25 protein-coding genes are annotated in these 25,380 nt (G+C 71.7%); 9 read left to right on the forward strand and 16 right to left on the reverse strand.

What is annotated here, in order from left to right:
• Positions 1-23: 23 nt before the first annotated feature.
• The 4 genes from FHS88_RS09360 to FHS88_RS09375 are packed head-to-tail and all read left to right on the forward strand — an operon-like array spanning position 24 to position 3,728.
• Complete coding sequence (locus FHS88_RS09360) at positions 24-929, forward strand: ABC transporter permease (RefSeq protein ID WP_246419758.1); 906 nt, start codon at positions 24-26, stop codon at positions 927-929.
• Positions 926-1,792, forward strand: coding sequence for an ABC transporter permease (locus tag FHS88_RS09365; protein WP_184483862.1), 867 nt, complete (start codon positions 926-928; stop codon positions 1,790-1,792). Before FHS88_RS09360 ends, FHS88_RS09365 begins: the two co-directional genes overlap by 4 nt.
• A complete protein-coding gene (locus FHS88_RS09370) occupies positions 1,789-2,766 on the forward strand; it encodes an oligopeptide/dipeptide ABC transporter ATP-binding protein (protein WP_184483864.1) in 978 nt (325 codons plus the stop codon). The genes FHS88_RS09365 and FHS88_RS09370 overlap by 4 nt, the downstream gene beginning before the upstream one ends.
• The gene (locus FHS88_RS09375) at positions 2,763-3,728 is read left to right on the forward strand and encodes an oligopeptide/dipeptide ABC transporter ATP-binding protein (protein WP_184483866.1); all 966 of its coding nucleotides are present in this window, start codon (positions 2,763-2,765) and stop codon (positions 3,726-3,728) included. The genes FHS88_RS09370 and FHS88_RS09375 overlap by 4 nt, the downstream gene beginning before the upstream one ends.
• 28 nt (positions 3,729-3,756) lie before the next feature.
• Here FHS88_RS09375 and FHS88_RS09380 read toward each other — a convergent pair whose 3' ends face one another.
• Positions 3,757-5,304: an ABC transporter substrate-binding protein gene (locus FHS88_RS09380; RefSeq protein WP_184483868.1), complete on the reverse strand. Its 1,548-nt coding sequence runs from the start codon at positions 5,302-5,304 to the stop codon at positions 3,757-3,759.
• A gap of 154 nt (positions 5,305-5,458) precedes the next feature.
• On the opposite strand from FHS88_RS09380, the gene FHS88_RS09385 reads away from it, so the two are divergent.
• Positions 5,459-6,631 carry a 4-hydroxybenzoate 3-monooxygenase gene (locus tag FHS88_RS09385; protein ID WP_184483871.1) on the forward strand — a complete coding sequence of 391 codons (1,173 nt, stop codon included), beginning with the start codon at positions 5,459-5,461 and terminating at the stop codon, positions 6,629-6,631.
• On the opposite strand, the gene FHS88_RS09390 is transcribed toward FHS88_RS09385, so the two are convergent.
• Positions 6,619-7,596: a Gfo/Idh/MocA family protein gene (locus FHS88_RS09390; protein WP_184483873.1), complete on the reverse strand. Its 978-nt coding sequence runs from the start codon at positions 7,594-7,596 to the stop codon at positions 6,619-6,621. The two genes, FHS88_RS09385 and FHS88_RS09390, sit on opposite strands and share 13 nt — an antisense overlap.
• Positions 7,597-7,703: 107 nt before the next feature.
• Between FHS88_RS09390 and FHS88_RS09395 the strand changes: the two genes are divergently transcribed.
• The gene (locus FHS88_RS09395; protein WP_184483875.1) at positions 7,704-8,597 is read left to right on the forward strand and encodes an NAD(P)-dependent oxidoreductase; all 894 of its coding nucleotides are present in this window, start codon (positions 7,704-7,706) and stop codon (positions 8,595-8,597) included.
• On the opposite strand, the gene FHS88_RS09400 is transcribed toward FHS88_RS09395, so the two are convergent.
• From FHS88_RS09400 to FHS88_RS09410, 3 genes are all read right to left on the reverse strand, one after another.
• Complete coding sequence (locus FHS88_RS09400) at positions 8,594-10,102, reverse strand: amidohydrolase family protein (RefSeq protein WP_184483877.1); 1,509 nt, start codon at positions 10,100-10,102, stop codon at positions 8,594-8,596. The genes FHS88_RS09395 and FHS88_RS09400 overlap by 4 nt on opposite strands.
• Positions 10,103-10,192: 90 nt before the next feature.
• Positions 10,193-11,269 carry a tartrate dehydrogenase gene (locus FHS88_RS09405; RefSeq protein ID WP_184483879.1) on the reverse strand — a complete coding sequence of 359 codons (1,077 nt, stop codon included), beginning with the start codon at positions 11,267-11,269 and terminating at the stop codon, positions 10,193-10,195.
• 57 nt (positions 11,270-11,326) lie between these two features.
• The gene (locus FHS88_RS09410) at positions 11,327-12,046 is read right to left on the reverse strand and encodes a DUF1028 domain-containing protein (RefSeq protein ID WP_184483881.1); all 720 of its coding nucleotides are present in this window, start codon (positions 12,044-12,046) and stop codon (positions 11,327-11,329) included.
• Positions 12,047-12,153: 107 nt separating this feature from the next.
• Here FHS88_RS09410 and FHS88_RS09415 point away from each other — a divergent pair, with 107 nt between their 5' ends.
• Positions 12,154-13,164, forward strand: a complete 1,011-nt coding sequence (locus FHS88_RS09415; protein ID WP_184483883.1) for a Bug family tripartite tricarboxylate transporter substrate binding protein — start codon at positions 12,154-12,156, stop codon at positions 13,162-13,164.
• 46 nt (positions 13,165-13,210) lie between these two features.
• Here FHS88_RS09415 and FHS88_RS09420 read toward each other — a convergent pair whose 3' ends face one another.
• The 3 genes from FHS88_RS09420 to FHS88_RS09430 are packed head-to-tail and all read right to left on the reverse strand — an operon-like array spanning position 13,211 to position 15,794.
• Entirely contained in the window at positions 13,211-13,936 is a 726-nt protein-coding gene (locus FHS88_RS09420; protein WP_184483885.1) for a haloacid dehalogenase type II, read from the reverse strand.
• The gene (locus tag FHS88_RS09425) at positions 13,933-14,811 is read right to left on the reverse strand and encodes an isocitrate lyase/PEP mutase family protein (RefSeq protein WP_184483887.1); all 879 of its coding nucleotides are present in this window, start codon (positions 14,809-14,811) and stop codon (positions 13,933-13,935) included. The genes FHS88_RS09420 and FHS88_RS09425 overlap by 4 nt, the downstream gene beginning before the upstream one ends.
• Before the next feature lie 11 nt (positions 14,812-14,822).
• Positions 14,823-15,794: a Bug family tripartite tricarboxylate transporter substrate binding protein gene (locus FHS88_RS09430; RefSeq protein ID WP_184483889.1), complete on the reverse strand. Its 972-nt coding sequence runs from the start codon at positions 15,792-15,794 to the stop codon at positions 14,823-14,825.
• Between the two features lie 100 nt (positions 15,795-15,894).
• Between FHS88_RS09430 and FHS88_RS09435 the strand changes: the two genes are divergently transcribed.
• On the forward strand, positions 15,895-16,272 hold the full coding sequence (locus FHS88_RS09435; RefSeq protein ID WP_184483891.1) for a nuclear transport factor 2 family protein: 378 nt from the start codon (positions 15,895-15,897) through the stop codon (positions 16,270-16,272).
• Between the two features lie 7 nt (positions 16,273-16,279).
• Here FHS88_RS09435 and FHS88_RS09440 read toward each other — a convergent pair whose 3' ends face one another.
• The 3 genes from FHS88_RS09440 to FHS88_RS09450 are packed head-to-tail and all read right to left on the reverse strand — an operon-like array spanning position 16,280 to position 19,075.
• Positions 16,280-17,266 (reverse strand): Bug family tripartite tricarboxylate transporter substrate binding protein, encoded by a 987-nt coding sequence (locus tag FHS88_RS09440; protein WP_184483893.1) that lies wholly within the window; start codon positions 17,264-17,266, stop codon positions 16,280-16,282.
• A gap of 22 nt (positions 17,267-17,288) precedes the next feature.
• Positions 17,289-18,197, reverse strand: coding sequence for a fumarylacetoacetate hydrolase family protein (locus tag FHS88_RS09445; protein ID WP_184483895.1), 909 nt, complete (start codon positions 18,195-18,197; stop codon positions 17,289-17,291).
• Positions 18,194-19,075, reverse strand: a complete 882-nt coding sequence (locus tag FHS88_RS09450; RefSeq protein ID WP_184483897.1) for a TauD/TfdA dioxygenase family protein — start codon at positions 19,073-19,075, stop codon at positions 18,194-18,196. Before FHS88_RS09450 ends, FHS88_RS09445 begins: the two co-directional genes overlap by 4 nt.
• A gap of 108 nt (positions 19,076-19,183) precedes the next feature.
• Here FHS88_RS09450 and FHS88_RS09455 point away from each other — a divergent pair, with 108 nt between their 5' ends.
• Positions 19,184-20,434, forward strand: coding sequence for an NAD(P)/FAD-dependent oxidoreductase (locus FHS88_RS09455; RefSeq protein ID WP_184483899.1), 1,251 nt, complete (start codon positions 19,184-19,186; stop codon positions 20,432-20,434).
• 6 nt (positions 20,435-20,440) lie between these two features.
• Here the strand turns inward: FHS88_RS09455 and FHS88_RS09460 are convergent, their stop codons facing one another.
• From FHS88_RS09460 to FHS88_RS09480, 5 genes are all read right to left on the reverse strand, one after another.
• Complete coding sequence (locus tag FHS88_RS09460) at positions 20,441-20,974, reverse strand: hypothetical protein (protein ID WP_184483901.1); 534 nt, start codon at positions 20,972-20,974, stop codon at positions 20,441-20,443.
• Positions 20,975-21,055: 81 nt separating this feature from the next.
• Positions 21,056-22,204: an iron-containing alcohol dehydrogenase gene (locus FHS88_RS09465; protein ID WP_184483903.1), complete on the reverse strand. Its 1,149-nt coding sequence runs from the start codon at positions 22,202-22,204 to the stop codon at positions 21,056-21,058.
• 31 nt (positions 22,205-22,235) lie between these two features.
• A complete protein-coding gene (locus FHS88_RS09470) occupies positions 22,236-23,108 on the reverse strand; it encodes an SDR family oxidoreductase (protein WP_184483905.1) in 873 nt (290 codons plus the stop codon).
• A gap of 5 nt (positions 23,109-23,113) precedes the next feature.
• Complete coding sequence (locus tag FHS88_RS09475; protein WP_184483907.1) at positions 23,114-23,899, reverse strand: enoyl-CoA hydratase; 786 nt, start codon at positions 23,897-23,899, stop codon at positions 23,114-23,116.
• 21 nt (positions 23,900-23,920) lie between these two features.
• Complete coding sequence (locus FHS88_RS09480) at positions 23,921-25,330, reverse strand: amidase (protein ID WP_184483909.1); 1,410 nt, start codon at positions 25,328-25,330, stop codon at positions 23,921-23,923.
• Positions 25,331-25,380 lie beyond the last annotated feature (50 nt).

A 25,380-nucleotide genomic window follows, 5' to 3' on the forward strand; every position in this document is an offset into this window, starting at 1 on the left:
CTCGGAGCGGGATGCTTCTGTTCTTGCTGAGACGGCTGGGTGTTGCTGTCCTCGTCGCGCTGACGGTGCTGACGCTCGCCTTCCTCCTGACGCGGGTGTCGGGCGACCTCGCCATCTCGATCGCGGGACCGAACGCGACGAGCGAGGACATCGAGACGATCCGTCGCGTCTATGGCCTCGACCGGCCGGTCTGGGTGCAATACCTCGACTGGCTCGGCCGTGCGGTGCAGGGCGATTTCGGCGAGAGCTACTTCTTCCGCGACCGCGTGGCGAACCTGATCCTGGGCCGGATGCCGGTGACGCTGACGCTCGGCCTCGTGGGGCTGTGCATCGCGCTGGTGGTCTCGCTGCCGCTCGGCATCCTCGCCGCGGTGCGGGAGGGGACGATGCTCGATCGCGCCGTCGGCATCGTCGCGCTGGTCGGCCAGGCGATGCCCTCCTTCTGGCTCGGCCTCGTGCTGATGATCATCTTCGGGCTGCAGCTCGCCTGGCTGCCGATCTCGGGCGTCGAGAGCTGGCAGGGCTACATCCTGCCCGGAGTGGTGCTGGCCTTCTCGGCCATTCCCTCGCTGACGCGCCTGACGCGCTCGGGCATGATCGAGGCGCTGTCGTCGGACTACATCCGCACGGCGCGGGCCAAGGGGCTGACGCGCTTCTCGATCCTGGTGAAGCACGGCTTCCGCAACGCCGCCATACCGGTCGTCTCGATCGCGGCGGTGCAGCTCGGCTTCATGCTGGGCGGCTCGGTCGTCATCGAGACGGTCTTCGCGCTGCACGGCGTGGGCTTCCTCGCCTGGGAGAGCATCAGCAAGAACGACTTCCCCGTGGTGCAGGCGGTCGTGCTGGTGCTGGCGCTGATCTATATCGGGCTGACGCTGCTCGCCGACCTGCTGAACGCGGTGCTCGACCCGCGGCTGCGCACCGGATGAGCGGGGCGGTCGTCACCGGCTCGGCGCGCCGGAGCCTCATGCGCAACTGGGGCTTCCTGGTGGGGGCCGGGATTGTCGGCTTCTGCGCGGTGATCGCGCTGATCGCGCCATGGATCGTGCCCTACGATCCCTTCGCGATCGACCTCGAGCGCCGGCTGGTGCCGCCCTCCTTCATGGAGGGCGGCGACCCGCGCAACTTCCTCGGCACCGACCAGCTCGGGCGCGACTACCTCTCGCGCCTGATCTACGGCGCGCGGATCTCGATGGTGATCGGCGTGCTGACCGTCATCACCTCCGGCCTGATCGGGATCACGCTGGGCGTCCTGGGTGGCTTCTACGGCGGGAAGATCGACGATTTCGTGGTGTTCTGCATCACCACGCGGCTGTCCATCCCGGCGGTGCTGGTGGCCCTCGCGGTGGCCGCGCTGCGCGGGTCCTCCTTCATGCTGGTCGTGCTGGTGCTCGGCCTTCTGCTGTGGGACCGCTTCGCCGTCGTGGCGCGCTCCACCACCATGCAGATCCGCAACCTCGACTACGTGGCGGCGGCCTGGTGTGCGGGCGTCTCGCGCTGGTGGGTGCTGACGCGGGAGGTGCTGCCGAACATCGCGACGCATCTCGCCGTCGTCGCGACGCTGGAGATGGCGCTCGCCATCCTGCTGGAGGCGGCGCTCTCCTTCCTCGGGCTCGGGGTGCCGCCGCCGCTGCCCTCCTGGGGGCTCATGATCTCCGAAGCCAAGGAGTACATGTTCTTCGAGCCCTGGGTGATCATCATCCCCGGCGCCGCGCTGTTCGTGCTGGTGCTGGGCGTGAACCTGCTGGGCGATGCGCTGCGCGACATGATGGGAACGGACCTCAGCCGGTGAGTGCGCTGCTCGAGATCCGCGACCTGCGCGTGACCATCGGCAGCACCGCGGCGGTACGCGGGGCCTCGCTCAGCCTGGACAAGGGCGAGACGCATTGCCTGGTGGGCGAGAGCGGCTGCGGGAAATCCATCACCGCGCTCTCGGTGATGGGCCTCCTGCCGCGCGGCGCGGTGCGGGAGACGACCGCGCTGCGCTTCGCCGGCGAGGAGATCGGCCATTACGGCGAACGCCAGATGGAGCGCCTGCGCGGCGACCGCATGGCGATGATCTTCCAGGAACCGATGACGAGCCTGAACCCCGCCTATACCGTGGGGTCCCAGATGACCGAGGTGCTGCGCCGGCATCGCGGCACGCCGCGCGCGCAGGCGGTGGACCGGGCGGCCGAACTGCTCGCGCGCGTCGGGATCACGGCGCCGGGGCTCAGGCTCGGGCAGTTCCCGCACCAGCTTTCGGGCGGCCTGCGCCAGCGCGTGATGATCGCGATGGCACTGATGTGCGACCCGGAACTGCTCATCGCGGACGAGCCGACGACGGCGCTGGACGTGACGGTGCAGGCGCAGATCCTGCGGCTGCTCGCGGGCCTGCAGAAGGATCTCGGCCTCGGCATCCTGCTCATCACGCACGACCTCGGCATCGTCGCGCGCGTCGCCGACCGCGTCTCGGTGATGTATGCGGGCGAGGTGGTCGAGAGCGCGCCGACGGCGACGCTCTTCGCCGCCCCGCAGCATCCCTATACGCGCGGCCTGCTCTCCTGCGTGCCGGTGCCGGGCAAGGTGAAGCGCGACGAGCCGCTCGGCAGCATTCCCGGGGTGGTGCCGCGCATCCGGCCGGGCTTCACCGGCTGCGGCTTCAGGGACCGCTGCGCCGAGGCCACGCCCGCCTGCGCGGGGACCATCCCCCGCCGCGATCTCGGTTCGGGCCATGAGATGCTCTGCGTGCTCGATCCCGGCCGGGACGGGAAGGCGGCAGCGTGAGCGCGACCGCGGCGATCGAGGTGCGCGGCCTGAGGCGGGAGTTCCGCGTGCGGCAGGGCATCTTCGCGGCGCCGAAGCGCGTGATCGCGGTGGACGACGTCTCCTTCTCCGTCCCGCCTGGCAGCGTGCTCGGCGTGGTGGGAGAGAGCGGCTGCGGCAAGTCCACCCTGGCGCGGCTGATCCTTGGCCTGTTGCCGCCGACGGCAGGCGAGGTGCTGGTGGATGGGCAGCGCCTTGCGCAGATGGATCGCCGCGCGCGGGCAAGGCTGATCCAGCCGGTATTCCAGGATCCCTTCGCCTCTCTGAATCCGAAGCGCCGGGTGCGGGATATCGTGGCGATGCCGCTGATCGCGCAGGGCAGCATCGGGCGGGCCGAGGTCGAGCGTCGCGTCGGCGAGGCGCTGGAGCGCGTCGGTCTTTCGTCCGACCAGGGCGCGCGTTTCCCTGCCCAGCTTTCCGGCGGGCAGCGGCAGCGCGTGGCGATCGCGCGTGCGCTGGTGCTGCGGCCGCGCATCGTCGTCTGCGACGAGCCGACCAGCGCGCTCGATGTGAGCGTCCAGGCGCAGATCCTGAACCTGCTGGCCGAGCTGCGGCGCGACCTCGGCCTGACCTACCTGTTCATCAGCCACAATCTCGCTGTCGTCGAGCACATCGCGAGCGAGGTGGCGGTGATGTATCTCGGCCGGATCGTGGAACGGGCGGAGAGCGAGCGGCTCTTCGCCGCGCCGCGGCATCCCTACACGCGCGCGCTGCTGGCCTCGGTGCTGACGCCCGAGCCGGGGCTCGGGGTGCCGGATGTGGGGCTCGGGGATGTCATGCCGGATCCGGCGAATATCCCGCCGGGCTGCCGCTTCCACCCGCGATGCCCGGTGGCGGTGGCGCAATGCTCGGCGGAATCGCCGAGGCCCGCGACGGATGCCGCGGGCCTCGTGGAATGCCACCTGGCCCGGCACGCCGCGTAGGTTCCGCGTCGCGCCGGGCGGCGCGCGGCTACTTCCACCGCGCGAGGTAGAAGCGCGGGAGTTCGTCCGGGAAGGTCGGGAACTCGAGCTCGCGGCGGAAGCCGAAGGTGCTGACATAGGTGTGCAGTGGCAGCCAGTAGGCGCGCTCGGTCGTCAGGCGGATCGCGCGGTCGTAGGCGGCCTTGCGCGCCGCCTCGTCGGCCGTCGAGCCGCCTTCCTCGATCAGGCGCGTCACTTCGGCATCGCGCGCATAATCGTCGCCCCCGCCGCCGAAATAGTTCGGCATGATCGCCGAGACGTCGTTGATCGAGTAGGAGCCCCAGGAGCCCATCTGCATCGCCAGCTCGCCGCGCTGCGAACGCTGGATCTGCGCGGCCACCTGCATGAGGTTGAGGTTGGCGCGGATCCCCACGGCGCGGAGGTAGTTCTGCACCGCCTCGGACCACTGCCTCGGCTGCACGTAGGAGGTCAGCTCGATGTCGAAGCCGTTGGCGAAGCCGGCCTCGGCCAGAAGCGCGCGCGCCTTGTTGGGATCGTAGTCGTAGCGCACGGCGGCTGCGGCGTTGCAGCCGAACTGCGAGGGGAAGCAGGGCGTATCCGGCACGCGCGAGCCGCCGCCGATCAGCCGCTCGGCGATCGTCTTGCGGTCTATGGCGTGCCAGACCGCCTGCCGGACCTTGAGGTTCGTCATCGGGTTGCCGGCGCCGCTGCGCCCCGCGGCGTCGAGGTTCAGGAAGCCGACGCGCATCGATTCCTGCCGCGTCGCCTGGAGATAGGGCATGCGGTTGACGTTGGCGATCTGGTCCGGGTTCATGTTCCAGATCCAGTCCACGCGCTGGCCGAGCAGCTCGGTAAGCTCGGTGGCGGCATCGCCGATGTAGCGGGCGACCAGCTTCTGGATCGCGGGGCGGCCCTTCGGGCCGCCCTGGTAGTAGTCGTCGAAGCGCTCGAACTCGACGCCCGAGGCCACGTCCACCCTGGTGAAGCGATAGGGCCCGGTGCCGATCGGCGCGCGCGAGAAGCCTTCGGGCCCGACGCGCTCGCGATAGGCCTTGGGCCAGATCGGCATCACCAGCGCGGCGTATTCGAGCGCGGCGGGCGTCGGCCGCTTCATGTGCAGCCGGATGGTGTTCTCGCCGGTCTTCTCCGCGCCCTGGATCCAGGCGTAGTTGGAGGGCGTCGAGGTGCGGGTGTTCGGGTCGGCGATGGTGTTGATGGTGAACACCACGTCATCGGGACCGAAGGGGCTGCCGTCGTGGAACTTCACGCCCTGCCGCAGCGTGAAGTCGAGCGTCTTGCTGTCCGCCCAGCGCCATTCGGTCGCGAGCGCGGGCACGATGCGGAAGGTCTCCGGATCGCGGTGCACGAGGCCGTCGAAGGCCTGGTGGCCGATGATGAGACCCGTCCGCTGGCTGTTGAAATAGGGGTCCACATTCGGCACGGCGTCGCGGAAGGCGATGCGGAGCGTATTCGCGGCGCGCTGCGCCTCCGCGGGCCTGACCAGGACGAGAGGTGCCGCGAGCGCAGCCGTGCCAGCCGCGAAACCCTGGCCAAGAAGCCGGCGCGAGATCGTCATGGTCCCATCTCCCTGCTGACCGGGGGAGCCTAGGGAATGCCGCACCCTCGCTGCAAGCCCGCGCTTGGGCGCCGCATCCGGCGCGGCGGGATGCGCGTCTTGCCGGCGCGGCCCGGCTCGCCGTTATCCTTGAGCGTCAGGGAGGACGGAGCGCATGCGCACGCAGGTCGGTATCGTCGGCGCTGGCCCCGCGGGCCTGCTGCTCGCGCGGATGCTGCAGCAGCGCGGCATCGAGAGCGTGGTGCTCGAGGCGCGCTCCCGCACGCATGTCGAGGGCCGCATCCGGGCCGGGCTGCTCGAGCAGGGCTCGGTCGAGACGATGACCGTGGCGGGCGTGGCCGCTCGCCTGCATCGCGAGGGCCTGGTGCATCACGGGCTGCATCTGCGCTTCGGCGGCAAGGACCACCGCATCGCGCTCTCAGACCTGACCGGCCGCACGGTGACCATCTACGGGCAGCAGGAGGCGGTGAAGGACATGATCGCGCTGCGGCTCGCGGACGGGCTGCCGCTATTGTTCGAGGTTTCCGGCGTGTCCGTGCAGGAGATCGCCACGACGCGGCCACGCATCGCCTTCCGCCATGACGGGCGGGATCACGTCCTGGAATGCGATGTCGTCGCCGGATGCGACGGCTTCCATGGCGTGTGCCGCGCTGCGATCCCGGCCGGTGCGCTGACCGTCTTCGACCGTCCCTATCCCTTCGCCTGGCTCGGCATCCTCGCGCGCGCGCGGCCGATGTCCGAGGAGCTGATCTATGCGCGGCATGCCCGCGGCTTCGCGCTGGCGACGATGCGAAGCCCCGCCATCAGCCGGCTCTACCTGCAATGCGCGCCGGAGGAGGATCTCGCGGCCTGGTCCGACGACCGCATCTGGGCCGAACTCGCCTTGCGGCTCGGTGCGCAGGAGGGAGAACTCGAGACCGGGCCGATCCTGCAGCGCGGCGTGACCGCCATGCGCTCCTTCGTGGCCGAGCCGATGCGCCATGGGCGGCTGTTCCTCGCCGGGGACGCGGCGCATATCGTGCCGCCCACTGGGGCGAAGGGGATGAACCTCGCCATCGCGGATGTCCGCGTGCTGGTCCGCGCGCTCGAGGCCTTCTTCGCAGGCAAGGGGGAGGCGCTGATGGATGCCTATTCCGCCACCTGCCTCGACCGGGTGTGGAAGGTGCAGCGATTCTCCTGGTGGATGACGCAGCTCCTGCACCGCTACGACGGCGGCGATGCCTTCGAGGAACGCCTGCGGCTCGCCGAGCTCGACTATCTCGCGGGCTCGGCGGCGGCGCAGGCAAGCCTCGCCGAGAACTATGTCGGGCTGCCCTACGCCGATTGAGCGAGGATCGCCTCGACCACCTCCTGGACCTCGAGTGCCTCGCGCAGCGTGGCGAGGTGGTGCGCCTGCCCCCGCGTCATGGCCGCCACGCCGTCGAGCTGGCGCTTCAGCACCAGCGGCCGCATCCGCTCATTCGGCAGCGCATCGGGTGCCGCGGACCAGGTGCCGTCCGCGGCGCGGCGCTCGGCGAAGGACCAGTCGCGCAGGCGGATCGCCCCGGAGGGGCCTTCCAGGCGCCATTCATTGTGGTCGTCGGCGAGGGTCGTGCCGACGCCCCCGCTCAGCGCGACGGGAACGCCGCCCGCGCTGAGCCGCGCGGCGATCGCGCGTTCGGACCGGCCCGGTGCGTGGTAGCTGGCGCGCGCCTGCTCGAGCGCGAGCGGGCCGAGTTGCCGCCGCGTGAGGAAGAGGAAGTGCGAGACAACCTCGCGCGTGAATCCCCCCTGCTGCGGCGCGTCGAGCCATGCGGCGGCGTCGCGCTGCCAGGAGCGCGGCCAGGCCGCGAAGGCGGTGGTGATGGCGAGTTCGCGCGGCGCGCCCACCGCACCCTGCTCGCGCCATGCCGTGAGCTGCGCCACGGCGGGCGAGGAGGCCATCGGGAAGTTCACCGCCGCGCGGGCCCCGGCGGCCTCGGCGGCGGCGACGAAGTCGCGCGCCTCGGCGAGGTCCACCGCCAGCGGCTTCTCGAGGAAAACGGCCTTGCCCGCCGCGAGGGCCGCCTTCGCGTGCGGGAGGTGGAACAGCGGCGGGGCGGCGACGTAGAGGCAGTCGCAGGCCGCGATCACCGCCTCGGCCGAGGCGAGCATGGGCACCTCCGGCGCGGCGGCGGCGAGGCGCGCCACGGCTTCCGGCGCGGGATCCCAGACCCCGGCGAGGCGCACCTGCTCATGCCCCGCGGCGAAGCGCGCGAGGCGCTCGCCCATGATGCCGAAGCCGACGATGCCGAGGCCGATCCGTTCCGCCATGTGACGACTCCCTTCGCGTCCGGCGTCCTGTATCGGCGCTGATGGCGCGTCTTGTCACCTCCCGGCCGGTGGCGGAGCATGCGCGGCGCGAGCGGAGGAGAACGCGGATGAGCACAAGAGCCGGACCTGTCGGCTTCATCGGCCTCGGGATGATGGGGTTGCCGATGTCGCGCTGCCTCGTCGCGCGCGGCCTGCGCGTGCTGGCCTGCGACACCTCGGACGCGGCGCGCGCGGCGCTGGCCGATGGCGCGCCGGAGGGCAGCGTCGCCTTCGCGCCCGACCCCGCCGCGGTCGCCGCCGGCGCGGAGGTGGTGGTGCTGATGCTGCCGAACAGCCGAATCGTCGCGCAGGTGATGGAAGGCCCGCGCGGGTTGCTCGCCGCGGCGCGGCCTGGCCTGCTCGTGATCGACATGGGCTCCTCCGAGCCCGGCGAGACGCGCAGGCTCGCCGGATTGCTCGCGGAGCGCGGTGCGGCGCTGATGGATGCGCCGGTCTCCGGCAGCGTGGCCAAGGCCAAGACCGGCACGCTTGCGATCATGGTCGGCGGCGATGACGCGGCCTTCGCCAGGGCCGAGGCGGTGCTCAGGGCGATGGGCGAGGCGATCATCCGCACCGGCGAGGTCGGCAGCGCGCATGCGATGAAGGCGCTCAACAACTTCGTCTATGCCGCGGGGCTGCTGGCGACGGCCGAGGCGCTGCGCATGGGCGAGGCGCTGGGGCTCGACCTCGGCATCCTGACCGATGTGATGAATGCCTCTTCCGGGCGCAACATCGCGACCGAGACCAAGGCGCGGCAGGAGATCATCAGCGGCCGCTACGCCGGCGGCTTCCAGCTCGGGCTGATGCGCAAGGATCTCGACACCGCCGGCAGCATCGCCGCGGAAACCGGGGTGGCCGCGAGCCTGCTCGCGCTGTGCCGCGAACGCTGGGCCGAGGCGGTCGCGGCGCTCGGTCCTTCCGTGGACAACACGGCGATCCACAAGATGGTTCGCAAGGGCTAGGCGGGCGCGTCGCAGAGATACTGGCGCAGGTGGTAGGGCTGCGCCGCGAAGGCCGGGCAGAAGGATGCGACGACCGGTTCCAGCTTCTCGTAGAGGTCCTTGAACTCCGCGTTCAGGGCCTCGAGCCGCTCGCGCGCGGCTTCGGCCTCCGTCGCGACTTTCGCGAGATCGAGCGTCAGCAGCCGCCGCTCCTGCACCACCATGCGCCCGCCGATCATGACATGGCGCACCCCGGTGCCGTCCTCGGCATGGACGAGCTGGTTGACCGACCAGTTGTGCGGGATCCAGTTGACCGAGGCGAGGTCGAGGAAGACGATGTCCGCCTTCATTCCCGGCGCGATCGCGCCGATGTCGCTGAAGCCGAGTGCGCGCGCCGAGCCCTCGGTCGCGGCGGTGTAGATCTCCTCGACGCCCGCCCAGTGGCGCGGATCGGGCGTCTGAACCTTGGACAGCATGGAGGCGTAGCGCATCGCCTCGTACATGTTCTGGTTGTCCGAGCAGTTGGCGCCGTCGGTGCCGATGCCGACAGTCACGCCGAGGTCGCGCGCGCGGCGGAAGCGGAACATGCCGTTGCCGAGGCGCATGTTGCTGCCCGGGTTGTGGGCGAGCGAGGCACCCCTGTCGCGCAGCAGCCTGAGGTCGTCGTCGTCGAGCCAGATGCCGTGCGCGGCGGTGAAGTCCGGGCCGATCAGGCCGAGGCTGTCCATGTGCCCGACCAGCGTCCTGCCGTAGCGACGGATGCCGGTCAGCGCCTGGACCTTGCTCTCGCCCATGTGGCTGTGCAGGCCGACCTTGTGCTCGCGCGCGAGGTCCCGGCAGGCGCAGAGGAAGGCGTCGGAGCAGTGGTGCGGAATGGTCGGCGCCACCGCCGCGCGGATGTCCTTGCCGGCCCAGCGCCAGTTCGCCAGCACGCCGCGCATGGCGTCCAGCGTGCGTTCCCAGGCCGGCAGGCGGAGCCTGTCCACGCGGGCCTGCAGTGCCGGGGGAAGCGCGTCGTAGAGGCCGGGTATGGCCTCATACACCGTGCGGTCGGCGACCATCGGCGCGATCACGGCGCGCATGCCGACCTCGTGATAGGCCTCGGCGACGGCATCGAGACCATCGGCCGTCGGCAGCGGGAACTCGTAGTAGAGGTCGTAGGCCGCGGTGCATCCCTTCAGCACCATCTCGGCCGCGACGATCCGCGTCGTCAGCTTCTTGTCGGCCAGTGCGCGGTTGCCGCCGATCCAGGGCGCGGCGGCGAGCAGCAGTTCGAGCGTCCACTTGTCGCCCTGGCCGCGCGAAAGGCCGCCATGGCCATGGGTGTGCGCGTTGATCAGGCCGGGATGGATCAGGCAGCCGGTGGCCTCCATCACCCGCGCATCGCCCGGCGCGGCGAGGTTGGTGCCGACCTCGCGGATCACGCCGTCGGTGATGAGCACATCGGCCGGCGCGGCGCGGCGCAGCCCGGGATCGGCGAGCAGCGCGCCGCGGATCAGGAGGCTGCCGGGTGCGGTCTCGGCCATGACAGGGCTCCCCTTCCTCGGCGCAGGGCGGATGGTGCAGGCGCGCGCGCCGCCCGATCATGGCGAGAGGCGCCCTCGCCGGGCAAGGCGCTAGGCGTTCGCCCCGGCGAGCGCCGCGATCACCGCATCCGTGACCTGGGCGGTGGTGGCGCTGCCGCCGAGATCGGGCGTCAGCACGTCGCCGCGTGCGGTGACCGCCTCCACTGCACGCATCAGGCGGCGCGCGGCTGCCTCCTCGCCCAGATGCTCGAGCATCATCGAGGCCGTCCAGAAGGCGCCGAAGGGGTTGGCGATGCCCTTGCCGGTGATGTCGAAGGCCGAGCCGTGGATGGGCTCGAACATCGAGGGCCGCCGGCGCGACGGGTCCACATTGCCCGTCGCCCCGATCCCGAGCGAGCCCGCCAGCGCCGAAGCGAGGTCCGACAGGATGTCGGCATGCAGGTTGGTGGCGACGATGGTGTCCACGCTGCCCGGCTTCATCACCATGCGCGCGGTCATGGCGTCCACCAGCATCTTCTCGACCGTCAGCGCGGGATACTGCGCTGTCACCTCCGCGCAGACCTCGTCCCACATCACCATGCCGTGGCGCTGCGCGTTCGACTTGGTGACGACGGTCAGGTGCTTCCGCGGGCGGGACATCGCGATCTCGCAGGCATGGCGGCAGATTCGCGCGACGCCCTCGCGCGTGAAGACGGCGACATCCATCGCCACCTCGATCGGCAGGCCGCGATGGGCCCGGCCGCCGACGCCGGCGTATTCGCCCTCGGAGTTCTCGCGCACGATCACCCAGTCGATCTGCCGGCCGAGATCCTCGCGCAGCGGGCCGCGCACGCCGGGCAGCAGGCGGGTGGGGCGGACATTCGCGTACTGGTCGAAGCCCTGGCAGATCGCGAGGCGCAACTCCCACAGCGTGATGTGGTCGGGGATGTCGGGCGCGCCGACCGCGCCGAAGAAGATGGCATCGAAGCCTTCCAGGCGCTTCAGCCCGTCCTCGGGCATCATGCGGCCGGTGCGGCGGTAGCGCTCGCTGCCCCAGTCGAAATGCTCGAAGGCGAGGGCGAAGCCGCCCTGCGCTGCGGCGGCGGCTTCCAGCACGCGGCAGCCCGCGGCGATCACTTCCGGTCCGATCCCGTCGCCGCCGATGGCGGCAATCCTGTGCTGGCGCATGCGCATCCCTCCTGTGGCGGCGCCTGAGTGCCGCCGGCGCGGCGCAGGCGCAAGCCCTCAGCGCCGGAAGCGCAGGTCGAGGCCGCGGGCGCGCCAGCCGGCCTCGATGGCGTCAAGGTCGGTAAGCCCGGCGGGGTTGGCGCGCGAGGGCCGCGTCGGCAGGCTGGGCTCCGCCTGCACGCGCCACAGCGCGAGCAGCCGCGACAGTTCGTCGAGCGGATCGGGGTGGTCGTCCACCCGCAGGTTGATGTCGGGGAAGTCCTCGGTGGTGGTGACCAGAAGGGCTGCGGATTGCCGGCCGCGCCTGTCCCCGCCGGCGGCCTGGCCGGCATGCAGCGCCGCCATCAGCCGTTCGGGGAAGGCGAGGTCGCGGCGGCGGTCGAAGACCTCGGCGGTGTCGGCGATGACCCGTGCATTGGCCAGCATGTTGCCCGCGACGCTGAACCCATCCCCCGCGACCGAGCCGCACCATTCGACGCAGTTCGCGCCGGTGAAGGCGGCGACGCGGCCCGCCGCGTCCACGGCATGGAGCTGGCGCAGGCCGCGCCCCTCGTCCCCGGCGAGCGCGCTGTCGAGCGCGAGCTGCGGCGAAAGGCCGCGCGCCATGGCGTCGAGCACCGCCGGGCCGAGATAGCGGTTGCTCATGGACTGGGTGGAGACGGCGCCGACGCCGCTGCGCAGGAAGGGGCAGGCGGCGCCGACGGCGAGATTGCAGGTGGTGACGGCGACGGCGAAGGCGCCCGTCGCGGCGTCGCGGGCGACGATGGACCAGGTCATGACGGCTCCCTTGGCAGGTCCGCGCATCCTGCACCGTCAGAGCACGGTTGACAGCGGGGCGCGCTCGCTGAGATGTGCACACCAAGCCAAAGGGAGGATGCCGGAGCATGACCCATCACACTCGTTCCCCCGCCGCCGGGATGCTGACGCGGCGCGGTGCCCTCGGCGCGCTGGCGCTCGCGGCCGGCGCGCCGGGCCTCGCCCGTGCGCAGGGTGCCTGGCCGAGCGCACCCGTGCGGCTGATCGTGCCCTTCGGGGCGGGCGGGGCGGTGGACACGCTCTCGCGCGCGGTCGCCAACGCCTTCGGGCCGCATTCCAACGGGCAGCCCATCGTGGTCGAGAACCGCTCGGGCGCGGGCGGCACCATCGCCGGGCAGTTCGTCGCGCAGTCGCGGCCGGACGGGCACACGCTGATGATGGCCGACCTCGGCGCCAATGCCATCGGCAAGGTGCTGCAGCCGAGCCTCGCCTACGACCCCGCCACCGCCTTCACGCCCATCATCCATCTGGTGAACCTGCCCATCGTCATCATCGTGCGGGCGGGCTCGCCGATCCGCACGCTCGATGACCTGATCGCCCGCGCGCGGGGGCAGCGTGATGGCCTGACCTACGCCTCGCCGGGCGTGGGGCATGTGACCCATCTCGCGCCCGAGCTGCTCGCGCGGCGGGCCGGGGTCCGGCTGACCGCGGTGCACTACCGCAGCGGCGCCGACGTGCTGCGCAGCGTGCTGGCGGGGGAGACGGAGTTCTCCTTCCCCTCCGTCTCCACGGCGCTGCCCTTCATCCAGCAGGGCCAGGCGCGCGCCATCGCCATCGGCACGCCGCGGCCCGTGCCCTCGCTGCCGGGCGTACCGGCCGTCGCGGCTCAGTTCCCGGGCTTCGAGGCGATGACGTGGCACGGCATCTCCGGCCCGGCGGGCATGGAGGCGGGCCTCGTGCAGCAGATCAACGCCGCCTTCCGCGCCATCATCACAAGCGCGGAGGTCAAGTCCTTTGTCGAGACGCGGCAGGCGGCGGAGGTGGTCGCCGGCACGCCGGCGGAGTTCGCCGCCCTGGTCGCCGGCGACATCGAGAAATGGACGCCCGTGATCCGCGAGGGGAACATCCGGGCCGAGTGAGCGACACCGGCCCCGGCCGCGCGCAGGGCGCCGCCGGGGCCGGTAGTCAGCAGCCAAGGCGCTCGGCGAGGTCCTCGAAGGACGCGGCCACCACGTCCCAGTCCGCTTCCGCCCGCGTGTCGGTCGTCTGGTCGGGCCCGTGCTCGGTGGGGCGGAGCACGAAGGCGGTGCGCAGCCCGGCCTTGCGCGCCGCGGCGAGATCGCCGTTGTGCGCGGCGACGAGCGCCATCTCCGACGGCGCGAGCGCGAGCACCTCGGCCGTGCGGATATAGGCTTCGGGCTGCGGCTTGTAGGCCTGCGCGACCTCGGCCCCCAGCACCGCGTCCCACGGGATGCCGGCGCGTTTGGCCATGTTGGCCAGCAGCAGGATGTTGCCGTTGGACAGCGGCGCGAGGAAATGCCGCGCGCGCAGCCGGATCAGGCCGGGGATGGTGTCCGGCCAGGGGTCGAGCCGGTGCCAGGCACGGTTGAGCCAGTCGAGCTCCTGCGCCGGGATGCCCGCCGGATCGAGGCCATGATCGCGCAGCACCGCATCGAGGTTTTCCCGGTGCAGCACGTCGAGCCGCGTGAAGGGGCGGCGGCCCGAGCGCACCTCCTCCATCGCCGGCTGGTAGCGCCGGCGCCAGGCATCGGCGAAGGCGTGCGGGTCGATATCCGCGCGGCCATGGCGGACGAGGAAGGCGCGCGCGTCGCGCGCGACGCCGCTGCGCCAGTCCACGACGGTGCCGAAGACGTCGAAGACGAGCGCCTTCACGCCGGGCAGCGCGCTCATTCCGCGGCCTTCGGGGCCTGCTGGGCCCAGCGCGTCTCGAACTCCCACACCTCGGGGAAGCCCATCAGTTCCGTCATGCGCTTGAAGCCGTAGGACTCGCCGAGGGCGATGCTGTCGCCGGTCTGCTTCAGGTGGGAATAGACGCGCTCAAGCGCGGCGGCGACGGCGAGGAAACCCACCGCGGGGTAGATCGCGATGGCGTAGCCGATCTCCTTCAACCGTGCCGCGGGCAGGATGGGCGTGCGGCCGCCCTCGACCATGTTGGCGAGGAGCGGCTTGTCGATGGCGCGGCCGATGGCGCGCATCTCCTCCTCGCTCTCCGGGCTTTCGATGAAGATGATGTCGGCGCCGGCATCGGCGAAGATGCGGCCGCGGCGGATCGCCTCCTCGAGGCCGAGCGTGGTGCGCGCATCGGTGCGCGCGACGATCAGGAAGTCCGGGCTCTTGCGCGCCTCGACCGCGACCTTGATCTTCAGCGCCATCTCCTCGGCCGGGATGACGCGGCGGCCGGGGGTGTGGCCGCACTTCTTCGGCATCTCCTGGTCCTCAAGCTGGATCCCCGAGATGCCCGCGGCCTCGTAGCCCATGACCGTGTGGCGGACGTTCAGCAGCCCGCCATAGCCGGTGTCGGCATCGGCGATCATCGGCGTCTTCACGCCGCGCGCCATCTGGCCCATGCGCGCGACCATGTCCGTGTAGGTCGCGATGCCGGCATCCGGCACGCCGAGATGCGAGGCGACGGTGCCGAAGCCGGTGCCGTAGAGGCAGTCGAAGCCCATGCCGTCGGCGACCTTGGCCGAGATCATGTCGAATATGCCGGGGGCGACGATGAACTTCTTCTGCTCGAAGGCCCGGCGGAGGGCGGGGTTGGCCATGGAAATGGTCCTTACTGCTGCGGTCGGATGTGGCCGGCCTGGGCGGCGGCGGCCCAGATGCGGTCGTCGCGCTGCATCGCCTCGAGCAGCGCGGGGGCGGGGCGGAAGTCGCGCTCGACGCCGAGCGTCACCAGGCGCTGCTGGAAGGTCGCGTCGTCGAAGACGCGCCGCACCGCGCCGCCAATCTGCTCGACGAGGGCGGGGGCCATGCGTGGCGGGCCGAGCAGCGCCACCCAGCCGGAGAGGTCGAAGTCGCTGACGCCCTGCTCGGCCGCGGTCGGCACATCGGGGAAGAAGGGTGTGCGCGTGCCGGTGGAGACGGCGAGGATGCGGACGCGGCCGGTCTGCATGTGCGGCGTGGCGCTGACCGTGCTGGTCCAGCCGACAGGCAGGTGGCCGGCCACGATGTCGTTCATCAGCAGCCCGCCGGAGCGATAGGCGATGTCGGGCGTCTCGATCCCCGCGCGGCGGGCGAGCTCCTGTCCGATGAAGGAGGACAGCGCCTCGGTGCTGCCGGTGCCGACGCGGCCCGGGTTGCGCTTCGCGTAGTCGATCATGCCGCGCAGGCTGTCGAAGGGCTGCGCGCTGCCGGCCACCAGCACCATGGTGTTGCGCGTCAGCATGGCGATCGGCGTGAAGTCGCGGATCGGGTCGAAGGGCATCGAGGGCAGGTGGTAGCGGTTCATCACATGCGTGCTGACCACCATCAGCAGCGTGTGGCCGTCGGGCTCGGCGCGCGCGACGGTCTCGGAGCCGATCACGCCGGCCGCGCCCGCGCGGTTCTCCACGACGATCGGCTGCGGGAGCGAGGGGCGGAGCGCTTCCGCCATCGCGCGGGCGAGGATGTCGGTGCCGCCGCTTGCGGCATAGGGCACCACGAGGCGGACCGGCCGCGACGGCCAGGCGCCCTGAGCGGCGAGCGGCGCGGGTGCAGCGAGGGCGGCGGCGGCGGCGAGCAGCAGCGAGCGACGGGACGGGATCATGGGTCGGTTCCTCCGGGCCGGGACATTCCACCGGCTCGCCGCCCCTGTAAACGCCCCGCATTCCGGTCCAGGATCACCGCCAGCCGAAGGAGGACCCGCCATGCCATCCAGCGACATCGCCGCCATCGAAGCCGTGTTGCAGACCTATTTCGACGGCCTCTACGAAGGGGACACCGAGAAGCTCGCCAGGGCCTTCCACCCCTGCGCGCATCTCTACTGGGACAAGGACGGCGTGGTGCAGGACCTGCCGCGCGAGCAGTGGTTCGAGATGGTGCGCAGCCGCGGCAGCGCGAAATCCAAGGGCCTGGCGCGCGACGACCGGATCCTGATGCTCGACCAGTCGGGGCCGGAGACGGCGCTCGCCAAGGTCGCCTGCCAGCTCCCGCCGCGCTACTTCACCGACTACCTCGTCTTCCTCAAGACCGCCGAGGGCTGGAGGATCGTCAGCAAGGTCTATCGCGCCGACATCCGCGAGTGACGGCGCCTCAGTCCACCCGCGCGCCCGAGGCGCGGACGATCGGCACCCAGCGTTCGATCTCCGAGGCGATGAAGGCCCGCGTGGCCTCTGGCGTCATGTTCTCGGGGATGGTGTTGCCGAGCGCGATGATGCGGTCGCGCACCTCCGGCGTCTTCAGCACCTCGCTGATCTGCTCGTAGAGGAACTGGCGGATCGGCAGCGGCGTGCCGAGGGTTGCCGACCAGGGCGTCCAGGTCGTGGCCTGCCAGGCCGGCAGGCCCGCCTCGGCGGCCGTCGGCACGTTGGGGGCCATCGGGCTGCGCTCGGGCGTGCCGATGGCGAGGCCCACCACGCGCCCCTCGCGGATGTGCTCGGCGACAAAGGAGATGGTGTCGGACTGGAACATGGTCCGCGCCCCCAGAAGGTCCTGGAACGCCGCGGCCGAGCCGCGATAGGGCACATGCGTCGCCTGCACGCCGAGCAGGTGCAGCAGAAGCGCCGAGGCGATGTGCCCGGTCGAGCCGTTGCCCGAGGAGCCGTAGGGCACCTGCCCGTTGCCCGCCGCGAGCGCGGCGCGGAACTCGGCCAGCGTCCGGACGTTCATCGAGGGATGGGCCACCAGCACGATGGGCGAATGGCTCGAGATGGTGATGTGGTCCACGCCGGTCAGCGGATGGACGCGCAGCCTCTCGCCATAGAGGCCGACATTGAGCGTGTGCGAACCGAGCGCGCCGACGAGCAGCGTGTAGCCGTCGGGTGCGGTCTGCGCGACCGTCTCGAAGGCGACCGTGCCGCCGCCGGAGGGGCGGTTCTCCACCACGAATTGCTGGCCGAGGCGGGTGGAGAGCGCGCCCGAGATGATGCGCGCGTTCATGTCGGCATTGCCGCCCGCGGCGAAGGCGACGATGACGCGCACCGGACGGTTCGGATAGTCGGTGCCCGGCGCGCGCGGCTGCGCGAGCGCGGGCAGGGCGAAGGCGGCGAGCGCGGCGCCGAGCAGCATCCTGCGGATCATGGCGTGTCCTCCCGGTTTCTCGTTATGCGATCCTGTGTTCCAGCACGCCCACGCGCTCGACCTCCATGCGCAGGCGGTCGCCCGGCCTGAGGTAGCGCGGCGGGTCGCGGAAATGCCCCACGCCTGCCGGCGTGCCGGTGGCGATCACGTCGCCCGGCTCGAGCGTCATGTAGCGCGACAGGAAGGCGATCAGCGCGGGGACGGAGAAGATCAGGTCGCGCGTGTTGCCGTGCTGGACCTCCTCCCCGTTCAGCCAGCAGCGGAGCTCGAGCGCCCAGGGCTCGCCCACATCCTCGGGCGTGGCGATGCAGGGGCCCATGGGGCAGAAGCCGTCCATGCCCTTGGCGAAGGAGGTCATGGGCAGCGGCACGTCGAACTGGAACTCGCGCGCGCTGATGTCGTTCAGCACCGTGTATCCGGCGACATATTCGAGGGCGGTTCCCTCGCTCACGTCCCGCGCGCGGCGCCCGATGACGACGCCGAGCTCGGCCTCCCAGTCCGGCTTGGTCACGGCGGGCGGGATGCGCACCGCCGCGCCGGGGCCGGTGACCGAGGAGGCGGGCTTGAGGAAGATGCGCGGCATCTCGAGCCGCGGTCCGCCGACCTCCTTCGCGTGGTCTCCGTAGTTGCGCCCGACGCCGAGGATCTTGCCCGGGCGCAGCGGCGCGAGCAGGCGGACCGAGGCGAACGGCAGGCGCAGCGCGGCGTTCTCGGGCCGCGCTGCGAAGGCGAGGGCGCGCCCGGCGGCGACCATCGCGGCCTCGCTGCCGATCAGCGCGACCATGTCGGCGGGAATGGCCGCGGCGGCGGTGTCGGGCTCGCCGGCCGCACGCATCGCCGCGGCGAGGGCCGGGCGCAGCATCGCCACCGCATCGCCGAGGATGCCGCCCAGCGCCGGGCCGGAGGGCGTCTCGCAGGTGACGAGCCTCATGCCGCGAGCGCCGCGTAGTCGAGGCTCGCCATGACCTGCACGCGCAGGATGAAGCGTGGCTCGTCGGGGCCGTAATCGGCGACGGCGTTGTGCAGCGTGCCGATATTGTCCCACATCAGCACGTCGCCCTCGTTCCACTGATGCTCGTAAAAGTACTTCTCCTGCGCCTGGTGGCGGAACAGGTAGTCGAGCAGCGCGTCGCTCTCCGTGCGGTCCATGCCTTCGACATGCATCGCGTAGCCGGAATTGCAGTAGAGCACGCGCCGCCCGGTGATCGGGTGAATGCGGACCATGGGTTGCGGGACGGGCGGCTTCTTCGCGCGCTGCTCGGGCGTGAGCGGGCCGCGGATCGAGCCCGGACGGATGCGCATCATGTCCCAGAACTTGGCGAAGTCATGGATCGCCGTGCGGCCCTCGATGCGCTGCTTCACCTCCGCCGGCAGGTCGTCATAGGCGGCGTGCATGTTGCGGAACTGGGTGCAGCCCAGCACCTTGCCGTTGCGGCGCGGCACACGCTTGGCGTGCAGGACGTTCGCCAGCGCGATCTCCTTCGAATAGGACATGTCCGTGTGCCAGCCCTGGCCTGCGTCCGACAGGCCGATCGGCTTGCCGTCGGCATCCTTCATGTTGGACAGGTGCATCACTTCCGGATGCCCTTCGGCGTGGAAGATGTTCGCGACATTCACCTCGAGCTCGCCGAAGCGGGAGCCGAAGGCGGACAGCGCCGCCGCGTCGAGGTCCTGGTCCGGGAAGCACAGCACGCCATGCTGGCCGAGCGCGCGCAGCAGGGTCCGGAACTCGTCCGCCGTCACGTCGCGGGAGAGGTCCACACCCTCCACGCGCGCGCCCAGCCCGGCATTGTTCGGGGTGATCCGCATCGGACGCTCCTCGGTTCTTGATTGGAGGCGAGGGTGCGACGGCGGCGCGCAGCCGTCAACGAGGTGGCATGCTTCCGCGCCCCTTCATCCTGCGCCAGCATGGCGGGCATGGAATCCGCAGCGAACGAACCGCGCGTCATCGTCATCGGCGGAGGCATCGTCGGCCTCTGCGTGGCCTGGCATCTGGCCCGGCGGGGGCTCAGGCCGCTCGTGCTGGAAGCGTGGAGGGCTCACGCCGCGTACACGGGGAATGCGGGGGCGATCAGCCATGGCTCGGTCGCGCCGCTCGCCATGCCGGGCGTGCTGCGGCAGGTGCCGAAGATGCTGACCGACCGGGAGGGCGCGCTGCACATCCCGGCGCGCTACTGGCTGAAGGCGATGCCGTGGCTGCTGCGCTTCGTCGCCTCCGCACGGCCCGCGCAGGTCGAGGCCGCGGCGGGCGCCATGGCCTCGCTGCTCTTCGGCGCGCTGGAACGGCACCGCGAGATCCTCGCGGCGGAGGGTGCGCTCGACCTGATCCGGGAGCAGGGGCAGCTCTACGTCTATCGCTCGGCGGAGCAGATGGCGAAGGACGAGCCGGCGCTGGCGCTGCGCCGCCGCCATGGCCAGCGCATGGAGGTGCTGGACCGCGCCGCGCTCGCGGCGCTCGAACCGGAGATCGCGCCCGCCTACCAGGCCGGGCTGTTCCTGCCCGACCATGGCTCCTCGGTGAACCCGGCGCGCTTCGCCCGCGTGGTGGCCGAGGGCGTGCGTCGGATGGGCGGGGAGATCCGCGAAGCGGAGGTGCGCGCCATCACCACCGAGGGCAGGCGCGTCATCGGCGTGGCGACCGACGCCGGCGACCTGCCCGCCGATCGCGTCGTGCTGGCTGCCGGGGCCTGGTCGGCGCGGCTGCTGGCGCCGCTCGGCATCCGCGTGCCGCTCGAGACGCAGCGCGGCTACCACGTCATGCTGCCCGATGCCGGGGTGCGGCTGTCGCGCGTGGTCTCGCCCTATGACCGCAAGGTGTTCATCACGCCGATGGAGGAGGGGCTGCGCGTGGCCGGCACGGTCGAGTTCGGCGGCCTCGACGCGCCGCCCAACGAGGCGCGGGCGCTGCTGCTGCTCAAGGATCTGCGCCAGGTCTTCCCGCACGCGCGCACGGAAGGCTTCACCACCTGGATGGGCCATCGCCCCTGCCTGCCCGACAGCCTTCCCGTGATGGGCCCGGTGAAGGCGTGGAAGGGGCTGTGGTGCGCCTTCGGCCACGGACATCTCGGCCTGACCGGGGCGGCGCCGACGGGGGCGCTGGTCGCGGCGGCGATGGCCGGGGAGAAGCCGAATTTCGACTTCGCGCCCTTCGCCGCGGAGCGGTTCTGAACGGGCCTAGAGGGTGAAGGCCACGGCGCCCGTGAAGCGCAGCACGGGCGGTTCGGGGTCGTCGGTGATCGGGTAGTAGGCCGGGATGCCCGTCACCTCCTGCGGGCCGTGCAGCGGGTCGAGGATGGTCCATTCGTCGGCGCGCGCATTGGCGAAGCCGACCACGACGAAATGGCCCACCACCGCGGCATCCACCTCCCATTCCGCGAAGGCGAGGGCGGGCTTGCGGAAGGCGACGCGGCGGTCGAGTTCGGCACGCAGCGCGCCGCGGTCGGTGTAGGTCGCGACCTCGTTCGGCACGGCCATGTTGCGCAGCACCGCGGAGAGGTTGTTGATCTCGGCCCCGGTATGCGGGTTCCAGGGCTTGGGGAAGGCGCGGGAAAGCGCGATGACGCCGCCCTCGTCGGCGATCGGATCGGCCTGGTGGACATTCGCCCACATGATCAGGCAGCAGGCCGGCCCGCAGGTGACCTGCGTCTTCTGCTTGTAGGTCCGGTAGGTCCGGCGATGCCTGTCGGTATAGGTGGTCATGCTGGTCATGCGGTGCGTCCGTTCCTTGGGCCTTGGGGGACAGGATGGCGCGAACCGGCTCGCGGGGCTGTGAAGCCGATCACAGCGGCATCACGCCGCGAGCCGCAGGATGGCCTCGAGATCCGACGCATCGCGCACGGGCCGGGGGTTCGTCGCGATCGGCGCATCGCCCGTCCAGCGCGCGGCGAGGCCGGGGATCTCCGCCTCCGCGATGCCCTGTTCGGACAGCCGCGTGGGAAGGCCGAGGCCGCGCACGAAGGCCTCGATCGCGGGTCCGGCCTCCTCGCCGCCGAAGATGTGCGCGATGGCGCGCTGGCGATGCTCGTTGACTGGCGCGTTCCAGCGCATCACCGCGTGCAGCATGAGGCAGGAGGTGATGCCGTGCGGCACGCCGCGCGCCGCGCCCAGGATGTAGCCGATGCCATGGCTCGCGCCGACCGGCACGCCGGACCATCCGCCCATCACCGAGAGCCAGGCGGCCTGCTGGCAGGCCGCGCGCGCGGCGAGGTCGGCGGGGTGGCGCTGCACGCGCGGCAGGTTTTCCGCGAGCATCAGCATCGCCTGCCGCGACACCGCGTCGGAGAAGGGCAGGGGGGCTGTGGAGCACCACCGCTCCGCCGCGTGGTCGAGGGCGCGGATGCCGGAGGAGAGGAAGAGCGGCGCCGGCGTCTCGAGCGTCGCGGCGGGGTCCAGGATCACCGCGCGCGGCACCATCCAGGGATCGAGCGCGCGGTGTTTCCGCCCGGCCGCGAGGTCGGTGTAGCCCGCATGGGGCGCGAACTCGGCGGCCGAGAGCGTGGTCGGCACCGCGACGATGCGCGGGGCGGGCGGCGCCCCGTCCCAGTTGTCGGGCTGCGCGCCGCGCGAGGCGGCCGCGGCGACGAGCGTGCCGGCATCGGCGATGCCGCGCCAGGTCGCGAGGCAGGCGACCTTGGCGCCGTCGATCACCGAGCCGCCGCCGATCGCGACGACGCGATCGGCCTCCTGCTCGCGCAGCAGCGCGGCGAGCGCCAGCACGTCCTCGACCGGGCTGTGGGCGCGCATCGCGGCGAAACTCGCTGCGAGGCGGTCGCCGATCGCCGTCCGCGCGGCCGCGACCAGGGTGCTGCCGGCGAGCGAGCGCGTGGTGACGAGCGCGATGCGCGAGGCGTCCCGGATCTCGCGCGGCAGGGCCTCGGCGAGCGGGATGCCGTGATGCACGCGGCCCTGGGCGGGCCATTGATGCAGGTGGGGGGTCACGGTCTCCTCCCTGGCGCGCCCGTCCCGCGCCTCAGCCGCGCTGGGCCCGGTCGGCTTCGTTGCGGGCCTTGATGCGCGCGCGGGCTTCCGCCCATTCGGTATCGCCCCAGGCGAGGTAGTCGTGGAAGCCGCCGCCCGCCGTCAGCCAGTTGCCGCCATCGAGGGCGATGGTCTCCCCGTTGATCCAGATCGGCGAGAGCAGGAAGGCGGCGAGGTCGCCGATGTCCTGCGCGGTGCCGATGCGCCGCATGGGGTTGCGCTCGGCGGCGCGCGCGGCGGGATCGTTCTCGCCGGGGCGCAGGCGGGCGAACATGCCCTCGGTCGGGATGGTCCCGGGCGCGATGGCGTTGAGGCGGATGCCGTGTCGGCCCCATTCCACCGCGAGGGATTTGGTCATCGCGTCTATGCCCGCCTTGGACATCGCCGAGGGCACGACGAAGGGCGCGCCCGTCCGCACCCAGGTGACGATGATGGAGACGACCGCCCCGCCCGTGCCCTCGCGGATCCAGCGCTTGCCCAGCGCCTGCGTCACCTGGAAGGTGCCGTGGAAGACGATGTCGGCGATGGCGTGGAAGGCGCGGGGCGAGAGATCCTCGGTGCGGCTGACGAAATTGCCCGCGGCGTTGTTGATCAGATGCGTCGCCGGCCGGCCCTCGGCCCACATCGCGGCAACGGCGGCCTCGACCGCCTCGGGGTCCTTGATGTCCACGGTGCGGTGCGCGGCCATGCCGGGATGGGCGGCGTTCATCGCGGCGGCGGCCTCGGCGAGCACCTCGCCGCGGCGGCCCCAGATCTCGACTGCGGCGCCAAGGGCCAGCAGCCGCTCGGCCATCATCCGCCCGAGGCCGGTGCCGCCGCCGGTGACCAGCACGCGCGCGCCGCGGAAGAGGTCGTCGCGGAACATCGCCCTCACTCCGCGGCGAGGAAGCGGGTGAAATCGGGCTTGCGCTTCTCCTGGAAGGCGGCCACCGCCTCGGCCGCCTCGGGGCCGCGCAGCAGCTCGCTGAACTTCGCGAACTCGGCGCTCATGTGCGCGTCGAGCTCCGCCGCGCCGGGCTTGCGCAGCAGGCGCTTGGTCGCGGCCAGTGCGGCTGGCGGCTTGGCGGCGAGCTTGCGCGCGACGCCGAGGGCATGGGGCATCAGCCCGTCCACCGGCAGCACCATGTTGGCGATGCCCGCCATCACCGCCATGCCCGGGGTGAAGGCCTCGCCCAGCATCAGCAGCTCGTTCGCCATGAGCTGCCCCGCGCGCTGCGGCACCAGCAGCGAGGAGCCGCCCTCGGGGCACAGGCCGAGATCCACGAAGGGCATGCGGAACACCGCGTTCTCGGCCGCATAGACGAGGTCGCAATGCAGCAGCAGCGTGGTGCCGATGCCGATGGCATAGCCCGCGACCGCGGCGACCACCGGCTTCGGGCAGTCGCGGAGCGCGTAGAGGAAATCGCGCGCCGGCGTCGGCACGGAATCGTCTGGCGTGGCGCTGCGCGTCCTGAAATCCCCGACATCGTTGCCGGAGGTGAAGCACTCCGTCCCGCCCGTCAGCAGGACGGCGCGCACCGAGGGCTTCTCCGCGGCCTCGCGCAGGGCGTCGCGCATGCCGGCATACATCGCCCGCGTCAGCGCGTTCTTCTTCTCGGGGCGGTTGAGCCGGATGATGCGCAGGCCGTCATCGTCCAGCAGTTCGATCTCGCTCATGCCATCCTCCCTCGGGCGCGGTCAGACCATGATCGGCGGAACCGCGCCGGCGATCCAGCGGGCGATCGCCGTCACCTTCTCGTCCTGGTGCGGCTGGCCGGTGACGGCGATGCCGAGCGGCATCCCGTCCACCGCCATGCGCGGCACGGTGACGACGGGGCATCCCAGCGCCGAACTCGCGGTGTTCATGATGGGGTTGCCCGTGGTGTGCAGGATCCGGTTGGTCGAACCGCCGGTATCGCCGGGCAGCGGAGCGGGGCCGCAGGCGGGCAGGCCGATGAAGGCGTCCACCTCGCCCGCCAGCGCGGCCTGGGCGTGGCGCATCTCCTCGCGCTGGTGCAGGCGGGCGCGATACTGCGCGAGCGTGACCGAACAGCCGAGCTCGAAGCGCGCCTTCAGGCTCTCGCTCAAGGCATCCGGGTTCTTCGCCATCATGTTCGCGACCGACCAGGCGCTCTCATAGGCGCAGACATCGGTGGCGAGCGCCATGGCGCCGGTCACGCGCTGCTCGAGCCTTTCGAGCAGCGGGTGGTCCTCGCGGGTGATCACGGCCACGCCCTCGGCGCGCAGGGCCGCGAGCGCGCGCTCGAAGGCTGCAGCGGCCTTCGGTTCCACCACTGCCCAGCCCTCGGTCTGCAGCACGGCGAGGCGGCGGGGCTTGAGCGGCGGCGGCGGCGCCTCGGCGGTGAAGTAGAGACCCGGCGCGCCGGGATCGCCGCCGACGCGGGTGACGATCTCGACCGCGATCCGCCACATGTCCTCCGCGCAGCCGGCATGGATGCCCGCGGTGGACTGGCTGAAGCCCTGCCGTTCGCCGCGGTTGATCGCGCCCTGCGTCGGCTTGAGCGCCCAGTTCGCGTTGAAGGAGGCGGGGCGGATCACGCTGCCCAGCACCTGCGTGCCGATCGCGGCCGGCAGCATGCGCGCGCTGATCACCGCTGCCGAGCCCGAGGAGGAGCCACCCGGCGTCCGCCGCAGGTCGAAGGGATGGCGCGTGGGGCCGGGATGCGACATGCCGAGTTCGGTCGTCACGGTCTTGCCGACGATCACCGCGCCAGCCTGGCGCAACGCCTGCACCAGCGCGGAATCCCGCCCCGGCCGGTTGCCCTTGTAGAAGGCGCTGCCCATCTCGGTCGGCAGGTCGCGGGTCTCCAGCAGGTCCTTGATGCCGATGGGAAGGCCGTCGATGGGCGAGAGCGGGGCGCCGGCGCGGTAGCGCGCCGTGCTCTCGTCCGCGGCGGCGCGCGCGCCCTCCTCGTTCAGCGAGGCGAAGGCCATGACCTGCGGCTCGAGTTCGGCGATGGTCGCGAGGCATCGTTCCAGATAGGCGCGCGGCGTGTCCGTGCCCTCGCGGAAGGCCGGCACCGCGTCGTGGAAGGTGAGCGGCCGGAAGGTTTCGGGCGAATAGGATTGCGGCGGCGGCAGGGGCATGGCGCGTCTCCTCGGCTCCGTCATGCTCGCCCGCGGGGCCGCGCGCGGCA

This window comes from Neoroseomonas alkaliterrae (genome assembly GCF_014199195.1).
In the GTDB taxonomy this organism is placed as follows: domain Bacteria; phylum Pseudomonadota; class Alphaproteobacteria; order Acetobacterales; family Acetobacteraceae; genus Neoroseomonas; species Neoroseomonas alkaliterrae.

Coding starts and splice junctions, on each gene's coding strand:
- FHS88_RS09405 (WP_184483879.1), bottom strand. CDS start 11,269: ATGCGCCAGCACAGGATTGCCGCCATCGGCGGCGACGGGATCGGACCG.
- FHS88_RS09390 (WP_184483873.1), bottom strand. CDS start 7,596: ATGGCGGAACGGATCGGCCTCGGCATCGTCGGCTTCGGCATCATGGGC.
- FHS88_RS09480 (WP_184483909.1), bottom strand. CDS start 25,330: ATGCCCCTGCCGCCGCCGCAATCCTATTCGCCCGAAACCTTCCGGCCG.
- FHS88_RS09440 (WP_184483893.1), bottom strand. CDS start 17,266: ATGATCCGCAGGATGCTGCTCGGCGCCGCGCTCGCCGCCTTCGCCCTG.
- FHS88_RS09445 (WP_184483895.1), bottom strand. CDS start 18,197: ATGAGGCTCGTCACCTGCGAGACGCCCTCCGGCCCGGCGCTGGGCGGC.
- FHS88_RS09430 (WP_184483889.1), bottom strand. CDS start 15,794: ATGATCCCGTCCCGTCGCTCGCTGCTGCTCGCCGCCGCCGCCGCCCTC.
- FHS88_RS09420 (WP_184483885.1), bottom strand. CDS start 13,936: ATGAGCGCGCTGCCCGGCGTGAAGGCGCTCGTCTTCGACGTCTTCGGC.
- FHS88_RS09460 (WP_184483901.1), bottom strand. CDS start 20,974: ATGACCAGCATGACCACCTATACCGACAGGCATCGCCGGACCTACCGG.
- FHS88_RS09455 (WP_184483899.1), top strand. CDS start 19,184: ATGGAATCCGCAGCGAACGAACCGCGCGTCATCGTCATCGGCGGAGGC.
- FHS88_RS09400 (WP_184483877.1), bottom strand. CDS start 10,102: ATGGCCGAGACCGCACCCGGCAGCCTCCTGATCCGCGGCGCGCTGCTC.
- FHS88_RS09435 (WP_184483891.1), top strand. CDS start 15,895: ATGCCATCCAGCGACATCGCCGCCATCGAAGCCGTGTTGCAGACCTAT.
- FHS88_RS09380 (WP_184483868.1), bottom strand. CDS start 5,304: ATGACGATCTCGCGCCGGCTTCTTGGCCAGGGTTTCGCGGCTGGCACG.
- FHS88_RS09470 (WP_184483905.1), bottom strand. CDS start 23,108: ATGTTCCGCGACGACCTCTTCCGCGGCGCGCGCGTGCTGGTCACCGGC.
- FHS88_RS09365 (WP_184483862.1), top strand. CDS start 926: ATGAGCGGGGCGGTCGTCACCGGCTCGGCGCGCCGGAGCCTCATGCGC.
- FHS88_RS09385 (WP_184483871.1), top strand. CDS start 5,459: ATGCGCACGCAGGTCGGTATCGTCGGCGCTGGCCCCGCGGGCCTGCTG.
- FHS88_RS09475 (WP_184483907.1), bottom strand. CDS start 23,899: ATGAGCGAGATCGAACTGCTGGACGATGACGGCCTGCGCATCATCCGG.
- FHS88_RS09415 (WP_184483883.1), top strand. CDS start 12,154: ATGACCCATCACACTCGTTCCCCCGCCGCCGGGATGCTGACGCGGCGC.
- FHS88_RS09410 (WP_184483881.1), bottom strand. CDS start 12,046: ATGACCTGGTCCATCGTCGCCCGCGACGCCGCGACGGGCGCCTTCGCC.
- FHS88_RS09450 (WP_184483897.1), bottom strand. CDS start 19,075: ATGCGGATCACCCCGAACAATGCCGGGCTGGGCGCGCGCGTGGAGGGT.
- FHS88_RS09425 (WP_184483887.1), bottom strand. CDS start 14,811: ATGGCCAACCCCGCCCTCCGCCGGGCCTTCGAGCAGAAGAAGTTCATC.
- FHS88_RS09395 (WP_184483875.1), top strand. CDS start 7,704: ATGAGCACAAGAGCCGGACCTGTCGGCTTCATCGGCCTCGGGATGATG.